Here is a 23,610-nt window from a genome sequence, read left to right as displayed (position 1 = left end):
TGAGCCGGGGTGACGAGCGAGCGACCGAACATGAAGCCTCCTGAGCGGCGCGGATGCGCGCCGAGCGAAGGCTCAAGCGCAGCTTGCGTGCCGCGCCATGGCGGTGAGGGCGGAGCGCGGCGTCCATGCGCGGCACGGAAGGTGCGCGTCCCGTAGCTCGGCGCGCATCCGCGCCGCGAAGCATGGCCGATGGGAGCTCGCCTCCCGCAGCATCCGGTCACACGAACGCACCGACCAACGAGCAAGCTCCTCCCCCGTCCGCGCGCAGGGCCGAAGGCCCGAGCACGGACAAGGGGGAGGCAGCGCGGCGAAGCCGCGCTGGGTGGGGGCATTCTATTTCGGCGGCTCGAGCGGCGCGCACGTGGAGACGCCCGCGCCGACGATCAGGAACTTGCCGTCCGTGTTTGCCTTGGCGATGTCGTCCGCGTTCGTCGTCACCTTCGAGATCTTGCCGTCGCCGCTCGTCGCGAGGCGAGTGACGGTGGAGGCCTTCGCGCCGAGCGCCGCGGTGTAGAACCAGAAGTCGCCGCCCCAGTACGAGAAGGCCCAGGCCTCGCCGGTCGAGACGCCGGTGAGCGATTTCACGTTCGAGGTCGCGCCGGTCGCCTTGTCGATCTCGGCGAGCGTCGCGTGGGGCTTCGTCGTGAAGAAGCCGAAGAGCTTGCCGTCGCCGCGGCCGGTGAGCTCGGCGGGCTGCTCCTTCAAGCTGTCGCTGAAGTCGCCGATCTCCTCGAGCTTCAGGGTTTGCTGGTCGACCTTGAAGAGGCCGTGGCCCTTCGAGGAGACGAACGAGTCACCGATGCCGTTGATGAACAGCGTCTCGGCGTCGGACCCGGCCGCGTCCGACGCGAACGCCATTCCGAAGCGCGTGAAGCCGCCTTGCTTCTTGTAGGTCGTCTTCTCGCACGATGCGTCCTTGGTGCTGACCTTGAAGAGGTTGCCGCTCGCGTAGTTGACCCACGCGGTGCCGGAGCGATCGACTGCCATCGAGTTCGGGGTCATCGTGTCGGCGCAATCGAGGTGGCCGATCAGCGCGAAGGTGCCCGTGCTCGGTGTGAGGCTGAGGAGGTCGTAGCTCGACGAGAGCACGTAGACGAGCTTCGAGGCTTCGGAGCAGTCATCGTCCGTCGGCGCCGACGCGTCCGAGTCCGTTGGCGTGAAGGCTCCTCCCGAAGAGGAGGACGTCGTCGTGTCGGGCGGCGCGGTATCAGAGAACCCAGCGCGCTGGCTCGACGACGAACAGGCGGCGAGGAGGACGAAGAGAACGGTGGAGTGCCTCACGAGGGGACTTTACGAGCCAGAAGCGAAAACGCCAGCGCCGAGTAGCGGCGCACCGCATCGCCGCGCCCGACCACTCCGTGGTCGGCACGTCGAACGTCGCGACAGGGCAATGGGTCCACGTCGCCGTCACGCGCGTCAAGAGCACGGGGACCGTCACCCTCTTTGTGAACGGCGTGGTGGACGGGACGCCGTCCGGCATGAGCACGACTTCCCTCACGGCGAATCCCAACATGGATATCGGCGCGAATTTCGGTAATGCTCACTTCTTCGAGGGGAGCATCGACGAGGTCCGCGCCTGGAACGTCGTCCGAACGGCAGCGGAGATCCAGGCGACGATGGGGAAGCCGCTCACCGGCAACGAGCCCGGTCTCGTCGGCTACTGGCGCTTCGATGAGGAGTCTGGTCCGAACGTCCTGGACATCTCCGCGCGTCATGCAGACGGCACGCTCGGCGACGGTGACGCGGGCACGCAGCCCGTACGGATCCCGTCGACGGCCTTCTGACCGCGAGAGCTGGCTCGTGCCGGCAGGTCGGAACACGGTGCCGTAAACACTCTGCGCGAGCTTGTTTCCGTCGTTTCAGGATAAACAAGAGGTGTGAGCGACGGGAAGATCCGAGTCTGCTTCGTCTGTTCCGGGAACATCTGCCGGTCGCCTACGGCGGAGGGAGTCTTCAAGAAGCTCGTCGCGGAGGCTGGGCTCGCGCATACCTTTCACGTCGAGAGCTTCGGAATCGGGAGCTGGCACGTCGGCGAGCGCCCCGATCCGCGCACCATCCGCGCCGCGGAGGCGCGCGGTTATCGCCTCGAGAGCCGCGCCCAGCACTGGAAGGCGCACCACTTCGATCGCTTCGACTACGTCGTCGCGATGGACACGACGCACGTAGAGTCCCTCCTTCGGCTCGCGTCGACCGACGCGATGAAGGCGAAGATCTCGCTCGCACGAGACCACGTGCTCGACGGTCCACGCGACGCGGACGTGCCCGATCCCTATTACGGAGAGCGCGAGGGCTTCGAGGAGGTCGTCGACATCTGCGTCGAGGCTTGCACGGCGCTCCTCGCCGGCCTCCGCCGGAAGCACGCGCTGTGACGGCCGCGCCGACGTTCGCGACGACGCTCGAGCGCGCGCTCGGCTCGCGCCCGCGCGACGCATCGTCGCCGCCGAGCGCGGGCGTGGTGGAGCTCTGCGACGGGAGGCGCGTCTTCGTGAAGGCGCCGCATGATCGGCGCGCTCGGGCGATGGTCGACGCCGAGGAGCACGGGCTCGCCTTCCTGCGCGGCCCTCGCGCGCTCCGCGTGCCCGACGTGCTCGCGCGCGGCGACGACTTCCTCGTGCTGGAGGCGCTCGAGCTCCGCGCCCTGGACGGCGCCTCCGCCGAGCGCTTCGGACACGCGTTGGCCGAGCTGCATCGAAGCGGCGCGCCGTCGTTCGGTCTCGATCGCGACAACTTCATCGGGCTCACCGAGCAGCGCAACACCCCGCACGCTCGCTGGGCGGACTTCTATCGCGACGAAAGGATCCTCGCGCTCGCGGAGCGCTGTGACCTCGAGGCGAGCACGCGCGCGCTCGTCGACCGCGTCGCGGAGCGGATGGAGGAGCTCGTCGGCGACGCCGAGCCGCCCGCGCGCCTGCACGGCGATCTCTGGTCCGGAAACGCGTGCGCGGCGGGAGATGGCACGCCCTGCGTCTTCGATCCCGCCGTCTCCGGCGGCGCGCGCGAGCTCGACCTCGCGATGATGCGCCTCTTCGGCGGCTTCCCGCGCCGCACCTTCGACGCGTACGAGGAGAGCTTCCCTCTCCTCCCCGGCCACACCGATCGCGTCGCGCTCTACCAGCTCTACTTCCTGCTCGTGCACGTCGCGATCTTCGGCTCCGGCTACGTCGCCCAGACCGATCGATGCTTGCGCACGATCGTTCGATGACTGCGCAAGCGTGGTCAGTAGGTCGTGGTGAACGAATCCATCTTGCTGCTCGACGGCCACGAGAACGTGCGCACATACCGGTCGATGCAGCCCGCGACGTCCGGATCGGGCGGGCTCGTGTGGACGCTGACGCCGGCGGGGCGGCCTCCGCGGATCGCGACCTTGACCGTCACCTTCATGTTGTCGGGCGCGCCGCACTCGCCCACGAACGCGCCGTTGTGCATCGGACCCGAGAGCTGAGCGTCGGTGAGATCGGGCTCGGCCCTGGCGCCCATGTTGATCTCCCGCTTGTACGACGCGATCGCCGCGTCGTACGTCGGCCCGGCCGGGCCGCGACCGCGGAAGGGCGGATTGAAGGGCTCGGCGATGTCGTCGTCGCCTTCGTCGCCCTGGTCGTCGCCGCCGCCCTTCGGCTTGGGACCCGCGTGCGACTTGCCCCCGCGCGTGCGGCCCTTCTTGGCCACCTTCGACTTCCCGCGACCGGCTCGCGCGTCGACGGAGGCATCGCCCGGACCACCATCGCGATGCGCCGCGTCCGTGCCCGTCCCGATCGCCTCTTTGTAGAGGTAGACGCCGCCACCGCCGCCGGCCGCGATCGCGACGAGCACGACGACTCCGGTTGCCCAGCCACGCCTCGCCATCACGCGATGCTATCGTGGCCTCAACGCGCCCGCATGGCGCGAGCGAGGATGCGGCGGACAGCTTCCTCGAGGTTGGAGAAGAGGAGCTGCTCCGGGATGCGGACGACGCTCCAGCCGAGTGCCTCGAGCTCGCGGTCCCGCTGGGCATCGTGTGGCTCGCGCCCTTGGTGAGCGCCACCGTCCACCTCGACGGCGAGGCGGACCTTGGTGCAAGCGAAGTCGACGATGTGATTCGCGATGACGAGCTGGCGACGGAAGGCGAAGCCGGTTTTGGAGCCGGAGAGGACGCGCCAGAGGCACTCCTCGCCGCGGGTAGGCGCGAAGCGCATGGTGCGAGCGCGCTGTTCGAGGATGAGCGCGTGAGCCGGGGTGACGAGTGAGCGACCGAACATGAAGCCTCCTGAGCGGCGCGGATGCGCGCCGAGCGAAGGCTCAAGCGCAGCTTGCGTGCCGCGCCATGGCGGTGGGGGAGGAGCGCGGCGCTCGTGCGCGGCGCGGAAGGTGCGCGTCCCGTAGCTCGGCGCGCATCCGCGCCGCGAAGCATGGGCGATGGGAGCTCACCTCCCGCAGCTCGATTAAGACACCGCATGTCCCGCCGAGATATGCAATCTTCCGGTTGCACGAACGCACCGACCAACGAGCAAGCTCCTCCCCCGTCCGCGCGCAGGGCCGAAGGCCCGAGCACGGACAAGGGGCAGGCAGCGCGGCGAAGCCGCGCTGGGTGGGGGCCCATCCCGAGCGCGTGAGCCGGGGTGACGAGCGAGCGACCAAACATGAAGCCTCCTGAGCGGCGCGGATGCGCGCCGAGCGAAGGCTCAAGCGCAGCTTGCGTGCCGCGCCATGGCGGTGGGGAAGGAGCGCGGCGCTCGTGCGCGGCGCGGAAGGTGCGCGTCCCGTAGCTCGGCGCGCATCCGCGCCGCGAAGCATGGGCGATGGGAGCTCACCTCCCGCAGCGTCCGGTCACACGAACGCACCGACCAACGAGCAAGCTCCTCCCCCGTCCGCGCGCAGGGCCGAAGGCCCGAGCACGGGCAAGGGGGAGGCAGCGCGGCGAAGCCGCGCTGGGTGGGGGCTAATGGAGGAGGAATACGTTGCTAGTAATGGTCCGAAGCAAGCCGTTGACGAGGACCTCGGCACGGTACCGATCCTCCCCCGTCGTGGGAGCGGTGACGATGACCTCGTGCGTGAAACCATCCGCCGGCACGAGGACAGGCGGCTCCGCGAGGCCATTCTTGACGAGGCGCACGTGTACGGTCGCGCCGGGGACGCCGGCGAGCCCGGTCACCTTCGCGCGGAGGTGGCGCGTTCCATCCGCTTCCGTCGCCGTGCCGGGCTCTGCGGTGAGGTCCACCATCGGATCGGCCGCGCCGCGTAGCTTCACGACGGTGCGGTTGTTGCGGATCCCCTGGAGGATCCCGGCCGCGCTCAGCTCCTCGGCGAAGACCATCGTGACCGGTTCACCGAGCCTGCTCGCGAACATGCCCGTCGCCGTGCCGGCGCGATGGTCGTCGCTGCCTCCGAGCGCGGCTGCGTGGTGGCCGCGGGCGCAGAGGGCGTCCCAGAAGCCGATCGCGCCTGGCAGCATGATCGCGCCGCCGCTCGCCAGGCCGAGGTTCGCTATCTCGACGGCATCGATCTTCGATCCGTCGAGGTCGTGCCGCCACTCGCAGCCGATGCACTGGTGGAGGTCGAGCTTGGGGTGATTGATGGCGAAGAGGGCCCCTTGCTCCTTGAACGCGGCCACCGCGCCGTCGATCGTGACGCCGGGCTGACCGATCTTGTGATCGACCCAACGCGTCGCGCCGATCCCGTTCGCGTGACCGGCGTAGGTGGTGAACTCCACGCCTGGAAGCAGCAGGAGATCGGGGTGGGCCGCCGCCGCTTCGGCGAAATAGTCCTGGCCGCCAAACACGTTGTGGTCGGAGATTTCGACGAAGTCGAGCCCGTGCGCGCGCGCGTAGACCGCGATGTCGTCGACCGAGGGAGTCGCGTCCGTGCTGTCGCGGGAGTGGACGTGGAAATCGCCCGCGTACCACCGAGCCTCGCGCGAGGCGACGCGCGGTAGGTAGGGTTTGCGGTCAGTCTGTGGCTGGAGCGTCGCCGTCGTACGGAGCTCGATCTCGACGTGATAGGTCGCGGGCGCTTTTGCGATCTTCGCCTTGCCGACGACGACCCTCCAGCGGCCGGGTTTGATCGCGCCACGCACGTACCCGGGGGAGGCCGCCTTCTCGTTGACGACGGCCGGCTCGCTCGTGCCGCCGCCCCAGCCGCGAGTGCCGGCGCTGTCATCGAGCCCCCAGTCGAGGATGTTCGCGCGCGCGAGGGTGTCGTGGCGCACCTGGATCTCGGCGATCCCCGGGGGCACGTCGAACGGGATGAAGAAGTGATCCGGACCGCCACTTGGCGCATCACCGTCGAACGTGAGCCTGGTCACGCCGCTCTCGTCGGTCTGGTACGCCGGCGCCGACGCAGTCTCCGCGTCATCCCGCGCGCACGCGACGAACGTCGCAGCGCTCAGGAGGGCGACCCGTAGGCAAGTCATGTGGGCCTCAGACGCACATCGTGTGCCCACTCAATGTGCGCGGAAACGCGCTCGCGGGAGCCGCCGCGCCCAACAACTGGATCGCCGAACGTGGATATCCCGGCGTTCATCCGGACCCACGCTGCGCAGGTTGCGCGAGCATCGGCGCAGTTGGCCACAGCTCGCGGGCCTCGGATCATGACGATCTGTTCGACCTCACGACGAAGAGCGCGCGTGGGTCACGACGCCGTTCAACAGTCATCATTTGCAGGACTCGATCGAGATGACCGCCCCGACGTGGATCCTCGTCAATGAGCGGGGTCGCCGGCGATTTTGATCGCCTGGATCGGAAGCCACATCGGCGTGGGCAGCGGACGCGCCTCTGACTGGCCCTCGAGCAGATCGAACGGCGCGAAGCCGTACTTCGCGTAGAAGTCGACGGCGCCGGGCTTCGCGTCCACTACGATCCCGGCGCAGCCGACCTCGTCGGCCATCCTGACGGCGAGCTCGAGCACGAAGCGCAGGAGACGTCCGCCGAGTCCCATCGACTGCGCAGACTTGTCGACGGCCAGACGCGCGAGCCCGAGTACCGGCAACGGGTAGCGGGGCAGCTTCTTCCGCGCACGCTCCGGCAGGTCCTCGATGTCGATGTGACGCGGTGCTACGGTGGCGAAGCCAAGGACACGATCGGCGTCGATGGCGACGTAGGTCACACCGAGGTAGTGCCGAAACTGATTCTGGCCCGCGTACCGGCGGAAGAAGCGGTCGAGCGCTTCGTCGCCAGACTGGAAGAGCGAGCGATCGTCGTTCGGGCGGAGCGCCCTAATCTCCATCGCGCATCAGCTCGCGGAGCGCGGGGGTCGGCTCGGCAGATTCCGCCTTGCGGAGCATCTCCTCGCCGGTCTTCCGCGGGACGACGATGCGCGGGTGGACGACGTACTCGGCCGGTATCTCGTCGAGCGCTTGCAGATGGTGCAGGAGCGCTTGCTCGATCAGATGCCCCTTCTTGACCCCGGTCTTGCGGACGTGCCTCTCCATCAACTCGCGCGTAGTCGCGGAGATCTGGGCTGAAATCTGCGTATCTTTCGACATGCTCAACTCGAAACTCTACATTTTTGTAGCTAACCGGTCAACCGACCGTGTGTGTCGCAGCCGAGCTGCGCGAGTCGCGAGAAGGGAATCTCGAAGCGCTCCGAACGGTTTCGGGGCCGTGGATTGGCGTACGCGGATACGGCGGATACGGGGGCGACGGCGTTCACCGGGAGCCCGAACGCGACCAATCTCGTCGAATTGCTCGTCGACATCGATCCGCCACTGTTGCGATTCGTGAGCGAGCTCTCGGCGGCGATCGTCGCCACCTCACCGAGAGTTTTGGGGATCCAGCCCTCGTCGCTTGGCGGCGACCTGCGACGCTCGAATGAACGGAGCGACCGCGGCGGGCGAGATCAGAGGGAGCGGGCGATGAGCTCCTTCATGATCTCGTTGGCGCCGCCGTAGATGCGCTGGACGCGGGCGTCGGCGAACATCTGGGCGATGGGGTACTCGACGGTGTAGCCGTAGCCGCCGAAGAGCTGGAGGCAGTCGTCGATGACCTGGCACTGGAGGTCGGAGGTCCAGTACTTCGCCATCGAGGCGGTGACCGTGTCGAGGCGGCCGGCGATGAGCTCCTCGATGCACTTGTCGAGGAACGTCCGCGAGACGACGGCGTGCGTCTTGGCCTCCGCGAGCTTGAAGCGCGTGTTCTGGAACTCGAGGAGCGTCTTGCCGAAGGCCTTGCGCTCCTTCGTGTACGCGACGGTCAGGTCGACGGCGCGCTCGATCGCGGCGACGGCGTAGACCGCGATGATGAGTCGCTCGTACGGCAGCTCCGTCATGAGCTGCCCGAAGCCGCGGCCCTCGACCTCGCCGAGGAGGTTCTCCTTCGGGACCTTGACGTCCTCGAAGAAGAGCTCGCACGTGTCGTTGCCCTTCTGTCCGAGCTTGTGGAGCTTCTTCCCGACCTTGAAGCCGGGCGCGTCCTTCGTCTCGACGAGGAGGAGGGAGATCCCCTTCGAGCCGGGCGCGTCGCTCGTGCGGCAGACGACGACCATGAGGTCGGCGAGGTAGCCGTTCGAGATGAACGTCTTGCTGCCGTTGACGACGTAGTGGTCGCCTTCGAGGCGCGCGGTGGTGCGGATGCCCTGGAGGTCGGAGCCCGCGCCGGGCTCGCTCATCGCGATGGCGCCGATGAGCTCGCCGGAGGACATGCGCGGGAGGAACCGCTGCTTCTGCGCTTCGGTCCCCTGGTTGAGGATGTAGTGCGCGAGGATGACGTGGACGGACACGTTCATCGCCGTGTCGCCCGCGTAGGCCTGCTCCTCGAAGAGCACCGCCTGGTGCGCGAAGGTGCCGCCCGCGCCGCCGTACTCCGCGGGGATGTCCGCGCAGAGGACGCCGAGCTCGCCCGCGCGCGTCCAGATCTCGCGGTCGACGTGCTGCTGCGCGGCGAAGCGCTCCTGGTGCGGCGTGAGCTCCGTCGCCACGAAGCGGCGCACCTGCTCGCGAAAGGCCTGCAACTCGGAGTTCATCCAGCTCGACGTCCACATGCGCCGCACCGTAGCACTCATGGGTCCGTCTCGCGTTCTCCGGAGCTCGGAGGCGCTTCAGGGGCACGATCTCGATCTTCCGTGGCGACTTCGGGGCGTGACAGAGCGTCGACTCGCCGACGCGCGCGGGCAAGATCTCGCCCATGCCGCCGCCCTGCGCCTCCGTGTGCCGCACCGCCTTGCCGGTGACCGACGCGTACGTCGGCGCGGGCGCGCGGCCCTGGCTCGTGACGTAGATGGCGTCCACGCTGTCGGGGTACTTGCCGTGGAGCGAGACGAGGTGGTTCTCGCCGACCTTCTGTCCCTCGAAGACGACGAGCGCGCCCTCGATCGCGAAGACGGCGTCGACGTCGACGGCGCCTTCGTCCCGCAGCCTACGCAGCCTACGCAGGCGAGGAGGCGCGCGGCGCCCATCGTACGCATCGTCGTCATGGGAGCACACCGTCGTGGAGAGGGACCTCGGATTCGATCTTCGCCGCGGCCGGATCGTCCCCCGCGAAGACCGTCGCGACGCGTTGGTAGGTCACCCACCACGCGACGCGCTCGCCGGCGCCGGGCGCGATGGGGAGATCGACGACCTGCGGCGTGTCGAAGACGCGATCGTCGCCGAGGAGCGCGCGCGCGCTGTGACCAGGCACGAGCTGGAAGCGTCGCGCGAGGTGCCGGACCTCGCGACCGAGCACGCGATCGCCGTCGTCGCGCCGCTCGGCGCCGACCTCGAGGCGGCGGAAGAGGTCGCCGGTCGGGAACGCGTGGCCCGGCGTGCGCTGCGTGAGCGTGAGGCGGAGGCTCCGTCCCTCGACGAGCTCGACGTGGACGGCGAGGCGATCCTTCAACCAGGCCGCGTCGCGCGTCTCGGCGAACGCGTGCGATCGCCGCCCCTCGACGAGCGGCATGTGGCAGCTCGCGCACGCCTCCGCGGCGGCGGGGGAGCGCGCGTGCTCGCGGAGCGTCGTCTGCATGAAGTGCGCGTCGTCGTCGTCGTGCGGCGCGGCGGGGAACGCGAACTCGTGGCATGACGCGCAGCCGGCCGTCTGCGCGAAGGCCGCCGAGCGAAGCACGGCGTGCGGCGCCGCTCGCTGCCCGCGGCGCGGTGACGGCGCGGCGAGGACGGCGCCGTCCTCGTCCGTGACGTGGCACGTCACGCAGCTGACGCCGAGCGCGGCGACGGCGGGCTCGGGGGCGCGGGCCGCATCGGACTCGGGCGCGTGGCAGCCGCGGCAGAAGGGCGACGGCTCGAACGCGAGCGCGGCCTGGAACGCGGGGTTGTCGAACGCGTGCCGGTGCATCGAGCCTCGCCACTCCGCCGCCTCCTGCTCGTGACAGCCGACGCACGTGGTGTTGCGCGCGAGCGCGACGGCGAGGCGCTGCCGATACGGCCGCGGCATCGCGACCGCCGGCGCCGGCAGGAGCGGCGCCGGCGGCGCTCGCGGCGCGGTGCACGCGCCCGCCGCCGCGACGAAGAGGAGCGAGACGACGGAGCGGCGCATCGGCGTCGCCGGATCATAGCGGCTCCCTCGACGAGTCGGCCTTCACGAGCGCGGGCCGGCGTCCTCCGCGGGCACGAGTTGGCGGAGCCGCCACGCCTGGAGCCGTAGCGCGCGCTCGTTCCGCTGCCACGCGCCGCGGATGGCGCCCACGATCAACGCGGGCGCGACCAACGTCGTGAGGCCGGCCACGTAGAGGTACGCCGTGACCCACGACGGCGAGCCTCGGAGCGCGAGCGATCGGATGAGGACCGCGTCGTTCACGAGCTCGAACGTCGTGGGGAAGACCCCGAGCGCGTGACCGTAGACGCTGAGCGTCCAGCCGGCGCACGCGGCGGCGACCATCCCGAGGCGCAGCCGCGCCGGGCCGACGAAGGCAAAGAGCGTCGCGTGGATCGTGAGGAAGAGCGGCACGACGAGGAAGGGGCTGTAGATCTTCGTGATGTACGTGCTCGCCGCGACGCCGCCGCCGCACGCGAGCGACAGGGCCGCATACGACGGCCACCGCGCCGCCACGAGCGCCGCGGCGAACGAGGCCACCCATAGCGCGGAGATGACGCCGAACACCGACGGCTCGCGGAGCCCCAGCGCCATTGCCGCCCAGCCGTAGCACGCGACCGCGCCGTACCCGGCGGAGAGGGCGAGCGCCCCGACGCGCAGGCGGCGCGCCAGCGCGACGCGTTCCTCCGCGATCACCTCGGCCGGAGGCTCGCGGGGTACGGACGTGAGCAGCTCGACGAGCATCGCGAGCGCGTCGCGATTGGTGGGATCGAAGGCGAGCGCGCGACCGACCTCGCGGAACGCGCTCCCGTCGTCGCCGGCGTTTGCGAGCGCCGCGCGCGCGGCCGTGGTGTGGCGCTGCGAGCTCTCCGCCCGAAGCGCGAGGTCCCGATCGCCGTCGAGGAAGGACTCGAGCCTCTCGTGGAAGGCGAGCGCGGTCGGAATGCGGTCGTTCGGGTGGGTGCGCGTCGCCTCCACGCAGAGGGCCTCGAGCTCGGGCGCGACTTCCTCTCCGCGCGGTCGCGTCGTCGGTCTCGCGTCGACGCCACCGCGGATGCGGAGCGCGAGCGCCTCGCGCGCCTCCGCGTCCGAGCTGCTCGCCTCGTGCAGCGGCTCGAGCGCGAGGATGTGGAAGAGCACCGCCCCGAGCGCGTAGATGTCCGTCGCCGGCGTCGCCTTGCCACCGGCGGCCTGCTCCGGCGCCATCGTCTCGAGGCTGCCGAGGACGGCGCCGGGCGCGGTGTGCACCGGCGGCACGTCCGTGAACGCCTCGGCCTCGTCGTCGGAGACGCCGGCGATGCTCGCGACGCCCCAGTCGAGGAGGTACACCTCGCCGTACGACCCGAGCATGATGTTGCCGGGCTTGATGTCGCGGTGGACCACGCCGCGCTCGTGGGCGTAGTGCACCGCGAGACAGAGCTGCTCGAAGGGGAGAGCGGCGTCGGCAAGGACCTCCTCGCGCGGGGGATCCACGACAGGAGCCCGCGGCGCGACGGCCCGTTCATCGTCGTCGACTGCGGCGCGATCGCCCCGAACCTGGTGGAGGGCGAGCTGTTCGGTCACGAGCGCGGCGCGTTCACGGGCGCCGATCGCGCGCGCCGGGGCGTCATCGAGGAGGCCAACGGAGGGACGCTCTTCCTCGACGAGATCGGCGAGCTCCCGCTCGACCTGCAGCCGAAGCTGCTCCGCGCGATGGAGCAGCGCGAGGTCCGCCCGGTCGGGGCGCAGAAGGCGAGGCCGGTCGACGTGCGCGTCGTCGCGGCGACCAACCGTCGTCTGGCCGAGGCGGCGCGCGTCGGCGAGTTCCGGAGCGACCTCTTCTATCGCCTCGCGGTCATTCACTTGATCGTCCCGCCTCTCCGCGAGCGGCCGGAGGACATCCTCCTCATCGCGCGCGCCATCCTGGCGGCGACCCCGCGCGCGAGCGCGCGCGGGTTGGCCTTTCCTTCGGACTTTGCGGCGATGCTCGGCGCCTACGCCTGGCCCGGCAACGTGCGTGAGCTCCGCAACGTCGTCGAGCGGTACGCGGTGTTCGGCGCGGCGGCCACCGATCTCGGAGACCAGGCGCCCGCCGAGGACTGGGCCCTGTCGCGCTTGATGGAGCTTCCGTACCACGAGGCGCGCCGACGTCTCCTCGAGCGATTCGACGAGCGCTACCTCGAAGGCGTCCTCGCGCAGGCGGACGGGGTGGTCGCGCTGGCCGCCGAGCAGGCGGGGGTCGCGCGAACGAGCTTCTACCGGATGCTCGAGCGCGTCCGTCGCGTCGAGCCGGAGTGAGCGCCGAGCCCGCTCATTCCTTCGTCGACTTGTCGTCCGTCTTCGCCTTCTTCTTCTTTTTCGGTGTCGCCGGCGGCTCCTTGGCCGGCTCGGGGGGGCTCTTTCGACCCATCAGGAAGTAGAGGGCCGCGGCGAGCACGATGGCGCCGAGGACGAAGGGCATGATGCCCGGGCTCTCCTGGCTGCTTCCGCCGGTGTCGCTCTTCGGCGTGCTCGGAGCTGCGCCGTCGCCGGTGATGACCGCCGTCTTGATGTAGTCGAGGTTCGGCCACGCCTCGTGCAGGTACGCGTTGCCCTTCGACTGGATCTCGCCCTGCTTGCCGGTGACTTGTTCGCCGTACTCGCCGTTGAAGGCGTCGGCGGTCTCCATGCCCTCGACCACCTTGCAGATGGGGGCGAAGCCTTGGCCGTCGAGGCCGACGTTGTCCTTGTAGTTGATGAAGAGCTGCGTGGAGCGCGTGTCGGGGCGGCCCGCCATCGCGTAGGTGAGCATGCCGCGCTTGTTCGACTCCACGACCGGGTCGGGCGGCAGGTTCGCGTCGCTCCAGACCTTGCTGACCTGCGGATCGCCGTGGATGCCCCACTGCACCACGAAGCCCTTCGCGACGCGGAAGAGGGCGACGTCGTCGAAGAAGCCAATTTTGACGAGATTGTAAAATCGGTCGACGCCGTTCGGCGCCCACGAACGGGTACATTCGAAGACGATGTCACCCTTCGTCGTCGTGAACTTCGCGCGGAACGAGTCCGGCGCCTTCTCCGTCGCCTTCGACGGATCCTTCATCGCGGGGTGAGTCGATTGCGGGAACGCGGATGCGCTGGTCGGGGCGAGGGCGGCGGCGAGGCCGAACAGCGCGACGACGAGGGAGCGGGCGACGATTCTCATGCCCCCGGATCGCACGAATCGGCTCCGCGCGCTACGGAGTAGCGTCCCGCAGCAGCCGACGCCGCGCAGCGGGCGGCGAACGTAGCGTCAGCGCGTCGTGAGCGTGTGGAGGAGGGAGTCGCCTCGTGCGCGCTCCTCGGTGGACGGTGAACAGGTGAGCGCCTCCTCGAGGCGTGCGATCATCTTCGGCGCGCGGTCGTGCACGGCGCGGTACGTGTCGGGCGACCACTTCACGTCGCGGCGCTCGTCGACGGCGTAGAGCGCGCCGGCGATCTTGTCGCTCTGCTGGAAGAGCCGGTGGTCGTCGAGAGACATCCAGGTCTCGAGGTACGTGGCCACGAACCACGCCTGATGTGCGGGCGGCACGACGGGCTCGCGGCGGAGGAAGGAGCCGCCGTCGACGCGGTCTTGCTCGCTCCACTTCTTGAAGCTCGATCCCTGGCAGAAGTGCTCGAGCTCGCTCCAGCGCGTGGCCGCGTCCGCGAGGCCGTCGACCCAGCGCCGGCACGGCTCGAACAGCTCCGGCTTCGCCGACGGATCGCTCGCGAAGTACTCGCAGGCCTTGCTTCGATCGCCGGCGGCGACCGACTCCCGCAGGCGCTCGATCCGCACGCGCTCCCGTTCGCGCGCCGCGACCTGCTCGGACTCCCAGCGCTTCCGCTGCGCGGCGTCGCGCGCGTGATGGAAGAAGAGCGCGACGCCGGCGACGAGGAGGGCCGCGCCGACGACGACCACGGCGCTCCGCGGAGGGGCACCGGCGCGCAGGACCCACGGCAGGAGGAGGCGGTTCACCACGAAGAGCGGGCCGCCGAGGCCCACGCACCAAGCGAGGAGCGGAACGAGCATCTCGAGGAGCTCGCGCCATCCGCGCTCTGCGCCCGTCGTGGCGAGCCACACGAGCACGAACGCGGCGGGGACTCCGGCCGACACGAGCGTGGGGAGCGGATGCCGCGCCAGGACGAGGAGCGCGCCGAAGACGAGCGCCACCGTGAGCGCCGTCCCGGCGAGATGCAGCGCGGGAGTGAACGTGCGCCCGATCATCTCGACCATCCAAAGGACGGCGTTCACGTAGAGCAGGTTCGCCGCGAGCGTCAGGGCCAGCCGCACGAGCTTCATCCTACGACGCGCGATCCACCGCCGGAATGAACCCTCCGTGAAACGTTGCGCAGATCGCGCAGGGAGAAAACGTCTCATTTCCGTATGACGTTCGATGGTTGCGTGCGCCGGCCGGCTCCCGGGGTAGGAGCGTGGCCGATGTCGCTTCGTCGCAGCATGGTCGCGGTGTGTCCGCTCGCCGCGGTCCTCGGCTTCGTCGCGTGCGGCGAGCACGAGGACAGCGCGCTCTCCGGCGCCGCCGTCGTCGCGCCGTCGGCGACGCCAACCCAGAACCCGGACGGGACGGCGACCAAACACCTCTGCAAGGTCACGAAGAGGGGCGACGCGTCCAAGGTCATCGCCGGCACGCTGCTCCTGCCCGAGGGACCGGCCGACGGCGAGCTCTTCATCGACGCGAACGGCGTCATCGCGTGCGCCGGCGCGTCGTGCTCGAGCGCCGCCGGCTACGACGCGGCGACGAAGATCGCGTGCACCGACGTCGTCGTCTCGCCGGGGCTCATCAACGCGCACGATCACATCTCCTTCGCGAACAACCCGCCGCCGCGGCCGGCGAGCGAGCGCTACGAGCACCGGCACGACTGGCGGAAAGGGCTCCGCGGCCACACCGTGATCCGGACCAACGCGCCGACGGTGAGGAACGCCGTCGCGGCCGCGGAGCTCCGCTTCATCATGAGCGGCCTCACGTCGACGGCGAGCGGCGGCTCCGCGGGCAGCGGCGCGCCGGGCCTCGCGCGCAACATCGACAGCAACACGCGGCAGCTCGAAGGGCTCCCGGTCAAGCTCGCGGTGTCGGACACGTTCCCGCTCAACGACTCGAGCGGGACGCTCGCCAAGACGTGCAATCGATTCCCGTCCAATCGAAAGAAGACGACGGACATCGCGAACACGAAGGCGTACCTCCCGCACGTCGCGGAGGGCGTCGACGACGAAGCTCACGCCGAGTTCCTGTGCCAGAGCAACACCTTCCCCGGCGTCTCGGATCCGACGCACGACCTCATCCAGCGCCAGACCGCGGTCATCCACGGCGTGGCGGTGAATCCGGGCGACATTCGGCAATATCGCGACGACCTCGCGATATTGGTTTGGTCCCCGCGCTCGAACATATCGCTTTATGGCAATACCGCGCCGATTGCCGAATATGCCCACCTCGGAGTCCCGATCGCGCTCGGCACCGACTGGCTCCCCTCGGGCTCGATGAACGTCGCGCGCGAGCTGAAATGCGCCGACGACCTGAATCGGAAATACTTCGATCGCGCGCTCACCGATCGGCAGCTCTGGCAGTCCGTCACCGTCCACGCCGCCTACGCGACCGGCACCGCCGACACGATCGGCCAGCTGAAGGCCGGCCTCGTCGCCGACGTCGCCCTCTTCGACGCGACCCAGGCGCGCGGGTATCGCGCCGTCATCGAGGCGGGCGTCGAGGACACGATCCTCGTCCTCCGCGGCGGCAAGACGATGTACGGAGACAGCGAGCTCGTCTCCGAGATCGGCGACGGCGACTGCGAAGACCTCGCCGTCTGCAAGTTCACGAAGAAGGCGTGCGTGAGGAAGGACGCGGCGGCGGGGGTGACGCTCGCCGATCTCCAGACCGCCGCCAACGCCGTGTATCCGCTCTTCTACTGCAAAGGCGAGACGCCGAAGAACGAGCCGAGCTGCGAGCCCGCGCGCGGCGCGACGGCGAGCGACGATCAGGCCTCCGTCTACGACGGGATCACCGCCGGCGACAAAGACGGCGACGGCGTCGCGGACGCGGACGACAACTGCCCGAGCGTCTTCAACCCGATCCGCCCGATGGATCACGGCGCGCAAGGCGACGTCGACGGAGACGGCATCGGCGACGCGTGCGACCGCTGCCCGTTCGACGCCGGCGAGAGCTGCACGCCGCCCGACGCGGACGACATGGACGGCGACGGCGTCCCCAACGCGTCCGATCCTTGCCCGGAGGATCCCGACCCGGCTTGCGGCGCGAGCCCGGGCGGCGTCGCGCCGGTGACGCTCTCGATCGCCGACATTCGCGATCCGAGCTCGCCGCGACACCCGACCCCGGGCTCGTCGCGGCCCTCGATCAAGGGCGTCGTCGTCACCGCGGTGAAGACGGGCACCACCGGCCTCGGCTTCTTCGTCCAGGACGCGACGGCGACCGAGCTCGGCGGCCTGTTCGTCTTCACGGGCAGCGCCCAACCGGGAGTGAAGGTCGGCAACGAGGTCGACGTCGAAGGCGACTACATCGAGTTCGACGGCACGAGCGAGCTCACGAACCCGAAGGTGACCGTCGTCGACGCGGGGACGACGCTCGCGATCGCGCCGATCGCGGTGCCGGCGGACTACGACGGGAGCGGCGGCGAGAAGCTCGAAGGCATGCTCTGCGCGATCGACGGCCCCGTCGCGGTGACCGACGCGAACCCCGACGCGCCGCTCGACTTCGACGAGCTCGTGGTGACGGGCGGCGTCCGCGTCGACGACTTCGTCTGGCGCGAGCTCGACAACACGTTCCCGGTCGGCACGACGTTCGCGAAGGTGGTCGGCATCTGCCACTGGTCGCACGGTAACCGGAAGATCTACCCGCGCTTCGACGCGGACCTCCCGCGTCAGCCCTGACGACGCCGGCGCGCGTACGCGAGCGCGACGACGGCGAGACCGAACGCGAGGGCGGCGCGCTCGCCGCGGGCGCCGACGAAGCGGCAGCCGCAGGTGCCGATGTCGCGCGTCTTGCCGCGACCGCTCGTGCGATCGTCGTCGTCGTCGCCGTCCTCCGCGCTCGGATCTTCGCCCGGCGCCGGCTGGTCCTCCTCTGCGCCCGCGCTGCCCGGCGGCGCGTCGCTCCCGACCTCGTACGCGCCGATGTCGGGCGCGCCGCTCCGCGGTCGCTCGAGCGGGCTCCCGGCGCGGGGGACCGCGCGCTGGCCGGGGACGAACGCCGGCGGGATCGCGAACGGGTTCGGGAACGCGGCGCCCTCCGGCGAGGGCGAGGTCGCCGTGCCCTTGTCGGCGAGCGCGCCGTTCGCCTTCGGTCGCAGGTCGAGCGGGCTCGTCGAGGTGAAGCCGGGATCGCCGCCGAGGATCGTGCCCTCGAGCTCCTCCGGGACGTCCTCCGATCCGGTCGGGAACCAGTTGTTCGCGCCGCTGATGCGCGGCGTGCCCTTCAGCCACTCCGTCTCCGACCGCCGGAAGACCGAGTTGATGCTCCGCCCGAACCGCCAGCCGACGTTGTTCGTGAACTCGAGGCTGTCGATGACCTGCTCCGCGCGGAGGAGGCCCTCGGTGGTGGCGGAGAGGATGAATGTATTGTTCACGAATCGGTAGCGGCCGTTCGAGTTGGCGCTGCCGTCGCTGCCGATGCGCACCATGTGCGATCGTGCGTTCGTCTTGAAGAAGACGTTGCCGATGACCTCCGAGTGGCGCGCGACGTCCGCCTGCGCGAGGTCCGGGCCGATGAGCTCGAGCTCGTAGTACCCGGCGCCCTCGATCCAGTTGAACCGGATCTCGTTCCGCTCCGCGCGGCTCTTCACGTTGTTGCCGTCGCGCGCGTCGTGGACGTAGCAGTGCTCCATCCGGAAGACGGAGCCGGGGAAGCCCGTCGTCGGGTTCGCGTCGGACGAGACGTAGATCGGGTGTTTGAGCGCCTGGCCCTCCTCCTCCAGCCCCGCCTTGTAGACCTCGACGTACTCGAGCGTGAGCGAGCCCATGCCCTCGTCGAGCGCGAGGATGCCGTGCCGCGGGCAGTCATGGACGACGCTGTCGCGGATCGTGACGTCGTTCGCGCGGAGCGTGACGCACGTCTCGGTGCCGTTCGTGATCTCGAACCCCTCGACGACGTAGTGGTTGCCCTGGAGGAAGAGCGCGCCTTGTTTGCCGCCCGAGAGCTTCACGCGCTTGCCTTGCGCGTTCTTCATCCCACGGATCGTGATCTTCCCCGTCGGCGAGCCGTGCCGCTTGGCGACGGCGCCGCCTTCGCCGGTCGTCGGATACGTCTCGTCGTCGTAGACCTCGACGACGTCCCCCGGCGCGACGACCTCCAGCGCCTCGGCGAGCGAGGCGTGCTGCTTCCCGGCTCCGACCGTGCGCGTCTCGGCCGCTGCCGAGGAAGAGAGGAGAGCGACGCAACAAAAGGCGAAGATCGTGCGCAGCGAGCGACGAGACATCCTGCCTAGCGTTGCACGGGCGGGCTGGAACTGCGACCCAAAGCGCGTTCGAGCGATGGGCTTGAATGATCCGCCCGCGGCGACGTCCATCCACGCCGCTTCGGGGGCCGTGGGAGGAAAATGCAACGACGGGTCGCATTGGGAACATGTGTCGTCGTCTGGCTCGGAGCGGCGCTCTTCATCGCGTGCTCCGACGACGACGATCGCGGCGCAGCTGCCTCGACCTCCGACGCGGGGGCGGACGGCGAGGGGAGCCAAGACGCGGGGCCGCCGGGGACCGAGATGTCCGCCTGCCTCGAGTACATGAACGCGACGTGCGAGCGCCGCGCGGAGTGCGAGAAGCAGTCTGCCGCTGCCCTCGAAGAGTGCCTCGAGAGCACCAGGAATCGGTGTCCGGAGTACTTCTTCGCGCCCGGGACGACGCGCACGATCGACGGCATGCTGGCGTGCGCGGCCGAGCTGCGCGCGCAGTCGTGCGACGACGTCCGCGGCGGCGTCCTCTTGGCGTGCCAGACGTTCGGCACGCTCGAGGCCGGGGCGGCCTGCATCGAGGGGTCTCAGTGCGCGAGCGGGACGTGCAACCGGTCCCCGGACTCGGACGCGGGCACGGCGAGCGCCTGCGGGACGTGCGCCGGCGTCTACGCGGAGGGACAGGTGTGCACTCTTCCGGCACCTCCAGGATCCCCGGACGACGGGCTCGTCTGCCCCCGGGGTCAGCGCTGCGACGTCGCCACGAAGCGATGCGTCCCTATGAAGCCGCGGCCCGAGCTGGAGTGCTCCTCGTCGCGCCCGTGCGCCGCTGGAAGCGTCTGCAAGCACATGCCGGACGAGCGCGACCCGAGTCGATACACGTGCGTGCCGAGAGCGCCGATCGGCGAGCGGTGTGGGCCGGGCGGCGTCTGCGACGAGCGAGCGTTCTGCAACGAGCGGAACGACGGGGGCACCTGCGAAGCGGCGGCCGCGATCGGCGAGGATTGTTATGTGGGCTTCCTCCCCTGCGTCGAGGCTGCGCACTGCACCGGCACGTGCGTGGCGCGCCTCGCTCGAGGGGAGCCGTGCGCGTACACCGAGCAGTGCGCGGAGGGCCTCTGGTGCATCGGCGGGGCGTGCTCGTGCGTAGGCGGCGGGTGCAGTCCTCCTGCCCAAGTGCCCGGACTCGGAGAGAGTTGCTCGGAGGGGTGGTGCGCGGGCGACGCGCGGTGCCGGTCGGTCGACGCCACCAGCGATCGAAAGACCTGCGTTCACGTCGCGAACCGCGGAGAGGCGTGCACCGCCCCGAACACGCGGTGCGCCGACTCGACAGGGCTCGAGTGCTCCGACGCCGGCACGTGCGTGAACACGCGCTACGAGGCCTGCCTCGCGCAGGTTGCGGACGCCGGCGCGCGCTGAGGGCTGGTCTGTGGGCCGCGAGTTGTCTACGCAGGGTGGATGACCTCGTCTTCTGCTCGTATCGACGCTCTGCGTGAGCTCCTCGCTCGTCATCAGGTCGCCGCGCTCGTGGTGCCGTCGGCGGATCCGCACCTCTCGGAGTATCTGCCCGAGCACTGGCAGGGCCGCGCGTGGGCGTCGGGGTTCACCGGATCCGTCGGGACGCTCATCGTGACGCCGAGCTTCGCGGGGCTCTGGGTCGACAGCCGCTACTTCACGCAGGCCGACGCGCAGCTCGCCGGCTCCAGCATCACGCGGATGTCGCTGCCCGCGTCGGGGAGCGCGGCGCACATCGACTGGCTCGGCGAGAACGTCCCGAAGGGCGGCGCGGTGGCGGTGTTCGGTGACGTCCTCGGGTACGCGGCGTCGAAGGCGCTGAAGTCCGCGCTCGAGAAGCGCGGGGCGACGCTCCGGACCGATCTCGATCTCGTCGGCGAGGCGTGGACCGATCGGCCGCCGTTGCCCGCGGCGGCGATCTACGAGCACGTCGCGCCGCACGCGACGGTGACGCGCGCGGCGAAGATCGCGCGCCTCCGCGCGGCGATGACGGAGAAAGGAGCGGCGTGGCACTTCGTCTCCACGCTCGACGACGTCGCGTGGCTCCTCAACCTCCGCGGCGCGGACGTCGACTACAACCCGGTCTTCCTCGCGCACCTGCTCGTGGGGCCGAGCGAGGTCGTGCTCTTCGTCGGAGAGGGCAAGGTCCCGCCGGAGATCGCGGCGCGGCTCGCCGCCGACGGCGTGCGCCTCGCGCCGTACGCGGACGCGAAGTCGGCGCTGGCGGCGCTGCCCGCGGATGCCGCGCTCCTCCTCGATCCCGCGCGCGTCACCCTCGGGCTCACGCTCGCGGTGCCGGGGCACGTGAAGGTCGTCGAGGCGATGAACCCCACCGTGCCGTTCAAGGCGCAGAAGACGGACGAGGAGATCGCGCACGTCCGCGCGACGATGGAGAAGGACGGCGCCGCGCTGGCCGAGCTCTTCTCGTGGCTCGAGGGCGCGCTCGCGCGCGGTGAGCGCGTCACCGAGCTCACGATCGACGAGCAAGCTTGCGCCGCGCGGAAGCGACGCGGCTACGTCGGGCCGAGCTTCGCGACGATCGCGGGATGGAACGCGAACGGCGCGATGCCCCACTACCGCGCGACGCCGGAGAGCCACGCGACGATCGAGGGAGACGGGCTCCTCCTCGTCGACTCGGGCGGCCAGTACCTCGGCGGCACGACCGACATCACGCGCGTCGTCGCGATCGGCGCCGTGTCGGCGGAGCAGAAGCGGGACGTCACCGCGGTGCTGAAGGGCATGATCCAGCTCTCGCTCGCGCGCTTCCCGCGCGGCGTCCGCGGCGGCTTGCTCGACGCGATCGCGCGGGCGCCGATCTGGGCGACGCTCTCCGACTACGGTCACGGGACCGGTCACGGCGTCGGGTACTTCCTCGCCGTGCACGAAGGGCCGCAGGGGATCTCGCCCGGCGCCGCGGCGCTCGCGCACGCGACGATGGAGCCGGGGATGATCACCTCCAACGAGCCCGGTCTCTACCGGCCGGGGCGGTGGGGCGTGCGGATCGAGAACCTCGTCCTCACCGTGCCCGCCGGAAAATCGGAGCTCGGCGAGTTCCTCGCGTTCGAGACGCTGACGCTCTGCCCGATCGACGTGCGCTGCATCGATCCGACCCAGCTCGACGCGCGCGAGCGCGCCTGGCTCGACGCGTACCACGCCGAGGTCCGGAAGCGGCTCGCGCCTCTCGTCGAGGGCGAGGCGCACGCCTGGCTCCTTCGCGCGACCGAGCCGCTGCCGAGCTGGTGAGATTCGCGACGCGCGAGTGAGAACGAGGGGACACACCGGACCAGAAGGCGCGACGAGTGGGCCGGGATCTCGCGGCTCGGCATTTGCTCTCCCACGTGTCGATGCCCTCCGTCCGACCGCTCGCCATCGCGCTGCTCTCTGCGGCTTCGCTCGCCGGCACCGGCTGCGGCACGGTCCATCTGAAACCGCCGCCGCCGCCGCCGCAGAGCATGCCGGCCGCGGAGGAGGCGCTCGTCCCGCCGGCGAACGGAGGCGCGCGCGTGCTGGTCACGACGGACGTGCCGGCGCGCGTCCTCCTCGCGTCGGGCGGCGAGGTGACGACGGCGCAGGGGGAGACCCACTACGTGGAGCCGGGCACGGTGCTCTGCACCTCCACGCCATGCTCGCTCGGGATGCCGTACGGCGACTACGAGCTCGTGCTCGAGGGGATCGGCTCGCGCCATCAGACGCGCCGGAGCTTCGTCCCCGTTCACGTCACGCACGCGACCGAGGTCGTGAACCACACGCTCGGCCAGCAATCGGTGAGCATCGGCAAGCCGCTCGGCGTCACGTTCATGCTGCTCGGCGCGGCGGCGCTCGGCATCGCGCTCGGGGTGACGGAGGGGAACATGCGCCGCGCGGACACCGGGATGCAGACGTTCGCGATCGCCGGCGCCACGTCGATCGCCTTCGGCAGCACGCTCTATTTCGTCTCGCCGTTCGTTCACCAGGAGGGCTCGACCACGCAGTGGACTCCGAGCCCGACCCCCAGCCCGCGCGGTCCCACCGTCGGCGGCGGGCTCGGCGTGCGCTTCTAGCGGTAGACTCGCTGGCAGTGAACAGCCTCACGCCGATCGACGACGGGCTCTGGATCGCGGAGCGGCGGCTGCGCTTCGTCGGGCTCGAGGTCGGGACGCGCATGACCGTCGTCCGCCTCGCCGGCGGAGGCCTCTTCGTCCACTCGCCCGTCGCGCTCGACGACGCCACGCGCGAGGCCGTCGATCGGCTCGGTCCGGTCGCGGCCATCGTCGCGCCGTGCCTCTATCATCACCTCTTCGTCGGCGACTGGGCGCGCGCGTACCCCGCGGCGTCGGTGTCCGGCTGCCCCGGCCTCGCCGCCAAGCGCTCCGACGTTCGCTGGAGCCGTGAGCTCGGCGACGGCGTGCCCGGCGACGCGGAGTGGCGCGGCGATCTCGAGCAGGTCGCCTTCACCGCCCTTCCGCTCCAGAACGAGGTCGTGTTCTTCCATCCTGCGACGAGGACGATGATCACGAGCGACGTCGTCTTCGATCTCGCGCGTCATCCGTCGGCCGTGACGCGCGCCGTCGCCTTCATGACGGGCCTCCGCGCGCCGGGGCCGACGTTGCTCGAGCGCCTCTTCATCCGCGATCGCGCCGCGGCGAAGGAGCAGATCGGGCGCATGGTCGCGTGGGGAGCGGAGCGCATCGTCCTCGCGCACGGCGCGCTCGTCACCACCGACGCCGCCGCGGTGCTCGAACGAGCGTACCGCTGGCTGTGACCCGGCCTCGCGGCTCGCTCCCCGCGGCGC

The 23,610-nt window shown here is 70.3% G+C and carries 21 protein-coding genes; 9 read left to right on the top strand and 12 right to left on the bottom strand.

The window, feature by feature from the left end:
- Positions 1-333: 333 nt before the first annotated feature.
- A complete protein-coding gene (locus KF837_17375) occupies positions 334-1,281 on the bottom strand; it encodes a hypothetical protein (protein MBX3229098.1) in 948 nt (315 codons plus the stop codon).
- Positions 1,282-1,358: 77 nt separating this feature from the next.
- Here KF837_17375 and KF837_17370 point away from each other — a divergent pair, with 77 nt between their 5' ends.
- From KF837_17370 to KF837_17360, 3 genes are all read left to right on the top strand, one after another.
- Complete coding sequence (locus KF837_17370; GenBank protein ID MBX3229097.1) at positions 1,359-1,784, top strand: LamG domain-containing protein; 426 nt, start codon at positions 1,359-1,361, stop codon at positions 1,782-1,784.
- 93 nt (positions 1,785-1,877) lie between these two features.
- Positions 1,878-2,369 carry a low molecular weight phosphotyrosine protein phosphatase gene (locus KF837_17365; protein MBX3229096.1) on the top strand — a complete coding sequence of 164 codons (492 nt, stop codon included), beginning with the start codon at positions 1,878-1,880 and terminating at the stop codon, positions 2,367-2,369.
- Positions 2,366-3,202, top strand: a complete 837-nt coding sequence (locus KF837_17360) for a fructosamine kinase family protein (GenBank protein ID MBX3229095.1) — start codon at positions 2,366-2,368, stop codon at positions 3,200-3,202. The genes KF837_17365 and KF837_17360 overlap by 4 nt, the downstream gene beginning before the upstream one ends.
- Positions 3,203-3,216: 14 nt before the next feature.
- On the opposite strand, the gene KF837_17355 is transcribed toward KF837_17360, so the two are convergent.
- The 8 genes from KF837_17355 to KF837_17320 all read right to left on the bottom strand — a co-directional run bounded on the left by KF837_17355 (position 3,217) and on the right by KF837_17320 (position 11,843).
- Positions 3,217-3,843, bottom strand: a complete 627-nt coding sequence (locus KF837_17355) for a hypothetical protein (protein ID MBX3229094.1) — start codon at positions 3,841-3,843, stop codon at positions 3,217-3,219.
- Between the two features lie 20 nt (positions 3,844-3,863).
- Positions 3,864-4,172, bottom strand: a complete 309-nt coding sequence (locus tag KF837_17350; GenBank protein MBX3229093.1) for a DUF559 domain-containing protein — start codon at positions 4,170-4,172, stop codon at positions 3,864-3,866.
- 743 nt (positions 4,173-4,915) lie between these two features.
- Complete coding sequence (locus KF837_17345) at positions 4,916-6,385, bottom strand: PHP domain-containing protein (protein MBX3229092.1); 1,470 nt, start codon at positions 6,383-6,385, stop codon at positions 4,916-4,918.
- 287 nt (positions 6,386-6,672) lie between these two features.
- On the bottom strand, positions 6,673-7,197 hold the full coding sequence (locus tag KF837_17340) for a GNAT family N-acetyltransferase (GenBank protein MBX3229091.1): 525 nt from the start codon (positions 7,195-7,197) through the stop codon (positions 6,673-6,675).
- Entirely contained in the window at positions 7,187-7,402 is a 216-nt protein-coding gene (locus tag KF837_17335) for a hypothetical protein (protein ID MBX3229090.1), read from the bottom strand. The genes KF837_17340 and KF837_17335 overlap by 11 nt, the downstream gene beginning before the upstream one ends.
- Positions 7,403-7,809: 407 nt before the next feature.
- The gene (locus tag KF837_17330) at positions 7,810-8,949 is read right to left on the bottom strand and encodes an acyl-CoA dehydrogenase family protein (GenBank protein ID MBX3229089.1); all 1,140 of its coding nucleotides are present in this window, start codon (positions 8,947-8,949) and stop codon (positions 7,810-7,812) included.
- A 428-nt stretch (positions 8,950-9,377) separates the two neighbouring features.
- Entirely contained in the window at positions 9,378-10,439 is a 1,062-nt protein-coding gene (locus tag KF837_17325) for a hypothetical protein (GenBank protein MBX3229088.1), read from the bottom strand.
- 42 nt (positions 10,440-10,481) lie between these two features.
- On the bottom strand, positions 10,482-11,843 hold the full coding sequence (locus tag KF837_17320; protein ID MBX3229087.1) for a protein kinase: 1,362 nt from the start codon (positions 11,841-11,843) through the stop codon (positions 10,482-10,484).
- Here KF837_17320 and KF837_17315 point away from each other — a divergent pair.
- The gene (locus KF837_17315; GenBank protein MBX3229086.1) at positions 11,838-12,713 is read left to right on the top strand and encodes a sigma 54-interacting transcriptional regulator; all 876 of its coding nucleotides are present in this window, start codon (positions 11,838-11,840) and stop codon (positions 12,711-12,713) included. The genes KF837_17320 and KF837_17315 overlap by 6 nt on opposite strands.
- Before the next feature lie 13 nt (positions 12,714-12,726).
- On the opposite strand, the gene KF837_17310 is transcribed toward KF837_17315, so the two are convergent.
- The gene (locus KF837_17310) at positions 12,727-13,596 is read right to left on the bottom strand and encodes a peptidylprolyl isomerase (protein MBX3229085.1); all 870 of its coding nucleotides are present in this window, start codon (positions 13,594-13,596) and stop codon (positions 12,727-12,729) included.
- 87 nt (positions 13,597-13,683) lie between these two features.
- Positions 13,684-14,703: a hypothetical protein gene (locus KF837_17305; GenBank protein ID MBX3229084.1), complete on the bottom strand. Its 1,020-nt coding sequence runs from the start codon at positions 14,701-14,703 to the stop codon at positions 13,684-13,686.
- Between the two features lie 147 nt (positions 14,704-14,850).
- Here KF837_17305 and KF837_17300 point away from each other — a divergent pair, with 147 nt between their 5' ends.
- Entirely contained in the window at positions 14,851-17,310 is a 2,460-nt protein-coding gene (locus KF837_17300) for an amidohydrolase family protein (GenBank protein MBX3229083.1), read from the top strand.
- On the opposite strand, the gene KF837_17295 is transcribed toward KF837_17300, so the two are convergent.
- Positions 17,301-18,854 carry a right-handed parallel beta-helix repeat-containing protein gene (locus KF837_17295; GenBank protein ID MBX3229082.1) on the bottom strand — a complete coding sequence of 518 codons (1,554 nt, stop codon included), beginning with the start codon at positions 18,852-18,854 and terminating at the stop codon, positions 17,301-17,303. The genes KF837_17300 and KF837_17295 overlap by 10 nt on opposite strands.
- 120 nt (positions 18,855-18,974) lie before the next feature.
- Here KF837_17295 and KF837_17290 point away from each other — a divergent pair, with 120 nt between their 5' ends.
- The 4 genes from KF837_17290 to KF837_17275 all read left to right on the top strand — a co-directional run bounded on the left by KF837_17290 (position 18,975) and on the right by KF837_17275 (position 23,580).
- Positions 18,975-20,243 carry a hypothetical protein gene (locus tag KF837_17290; protein ID MBX3229081.1) on the top strand — a complete coding sequence of 423 codons (1,269 nt, stop codon included), beginning with the start codon at positions 18,975-18,977 and terminating at the stop codon, positions 20,241-20,243.
- A 39-nt stretch (positions 20,244-20,282) separates the two neighbouring features.
- Positions 20,283-22,082, top strand: a complete 1,800-nt coding sequence (locus KF837_17285; GenBank protein ID MBX3229080.1) for an aminopeptidase P family protein — start codon at positions 20,283-20,285, stop codon at positions 22,080-22,082.
- A 101-nt stretch (positions 22,083-22,183) separates the two neighbouring features.
- A complete protein-coding gene (locus KF837_17280) occupies positions 22,184-22,879 on the top strand; it encodes a hypothetical protein (GenBank protein MBX3229079.1) in 696 nt (231 codons plus the stop codon).
- Positions 22,880-22,896: 17 nt separating this feature from the next.
- Positions 22,897-23,580 carry a DUF4336 domain-containing protein gene (locus tag KF837_17275; protein MBX3229078.1) on the top strand — a complete coding sequence of 228 codons (684 nt, stop codon included), beginning with the start codon at positions 22,897-22,899 and terminating at the stop codon, positions 23,578-23,580.
- Positions 23,581-23,610: the final 30 nt, after the last annotated feature.

The sequence above is a fragment of the Labilithrix sp. genome, assembly GCA_019637155.1.
GTDB lineage: Bacteria > Myxococcota_A > Polyangia > Polyangiales > Polyangiaceae > Labilithrix.
Note: the sequence above shows the minus strand (reverse complement) of the source record. Positions and strands in the feature narration are given on the sequence as shown.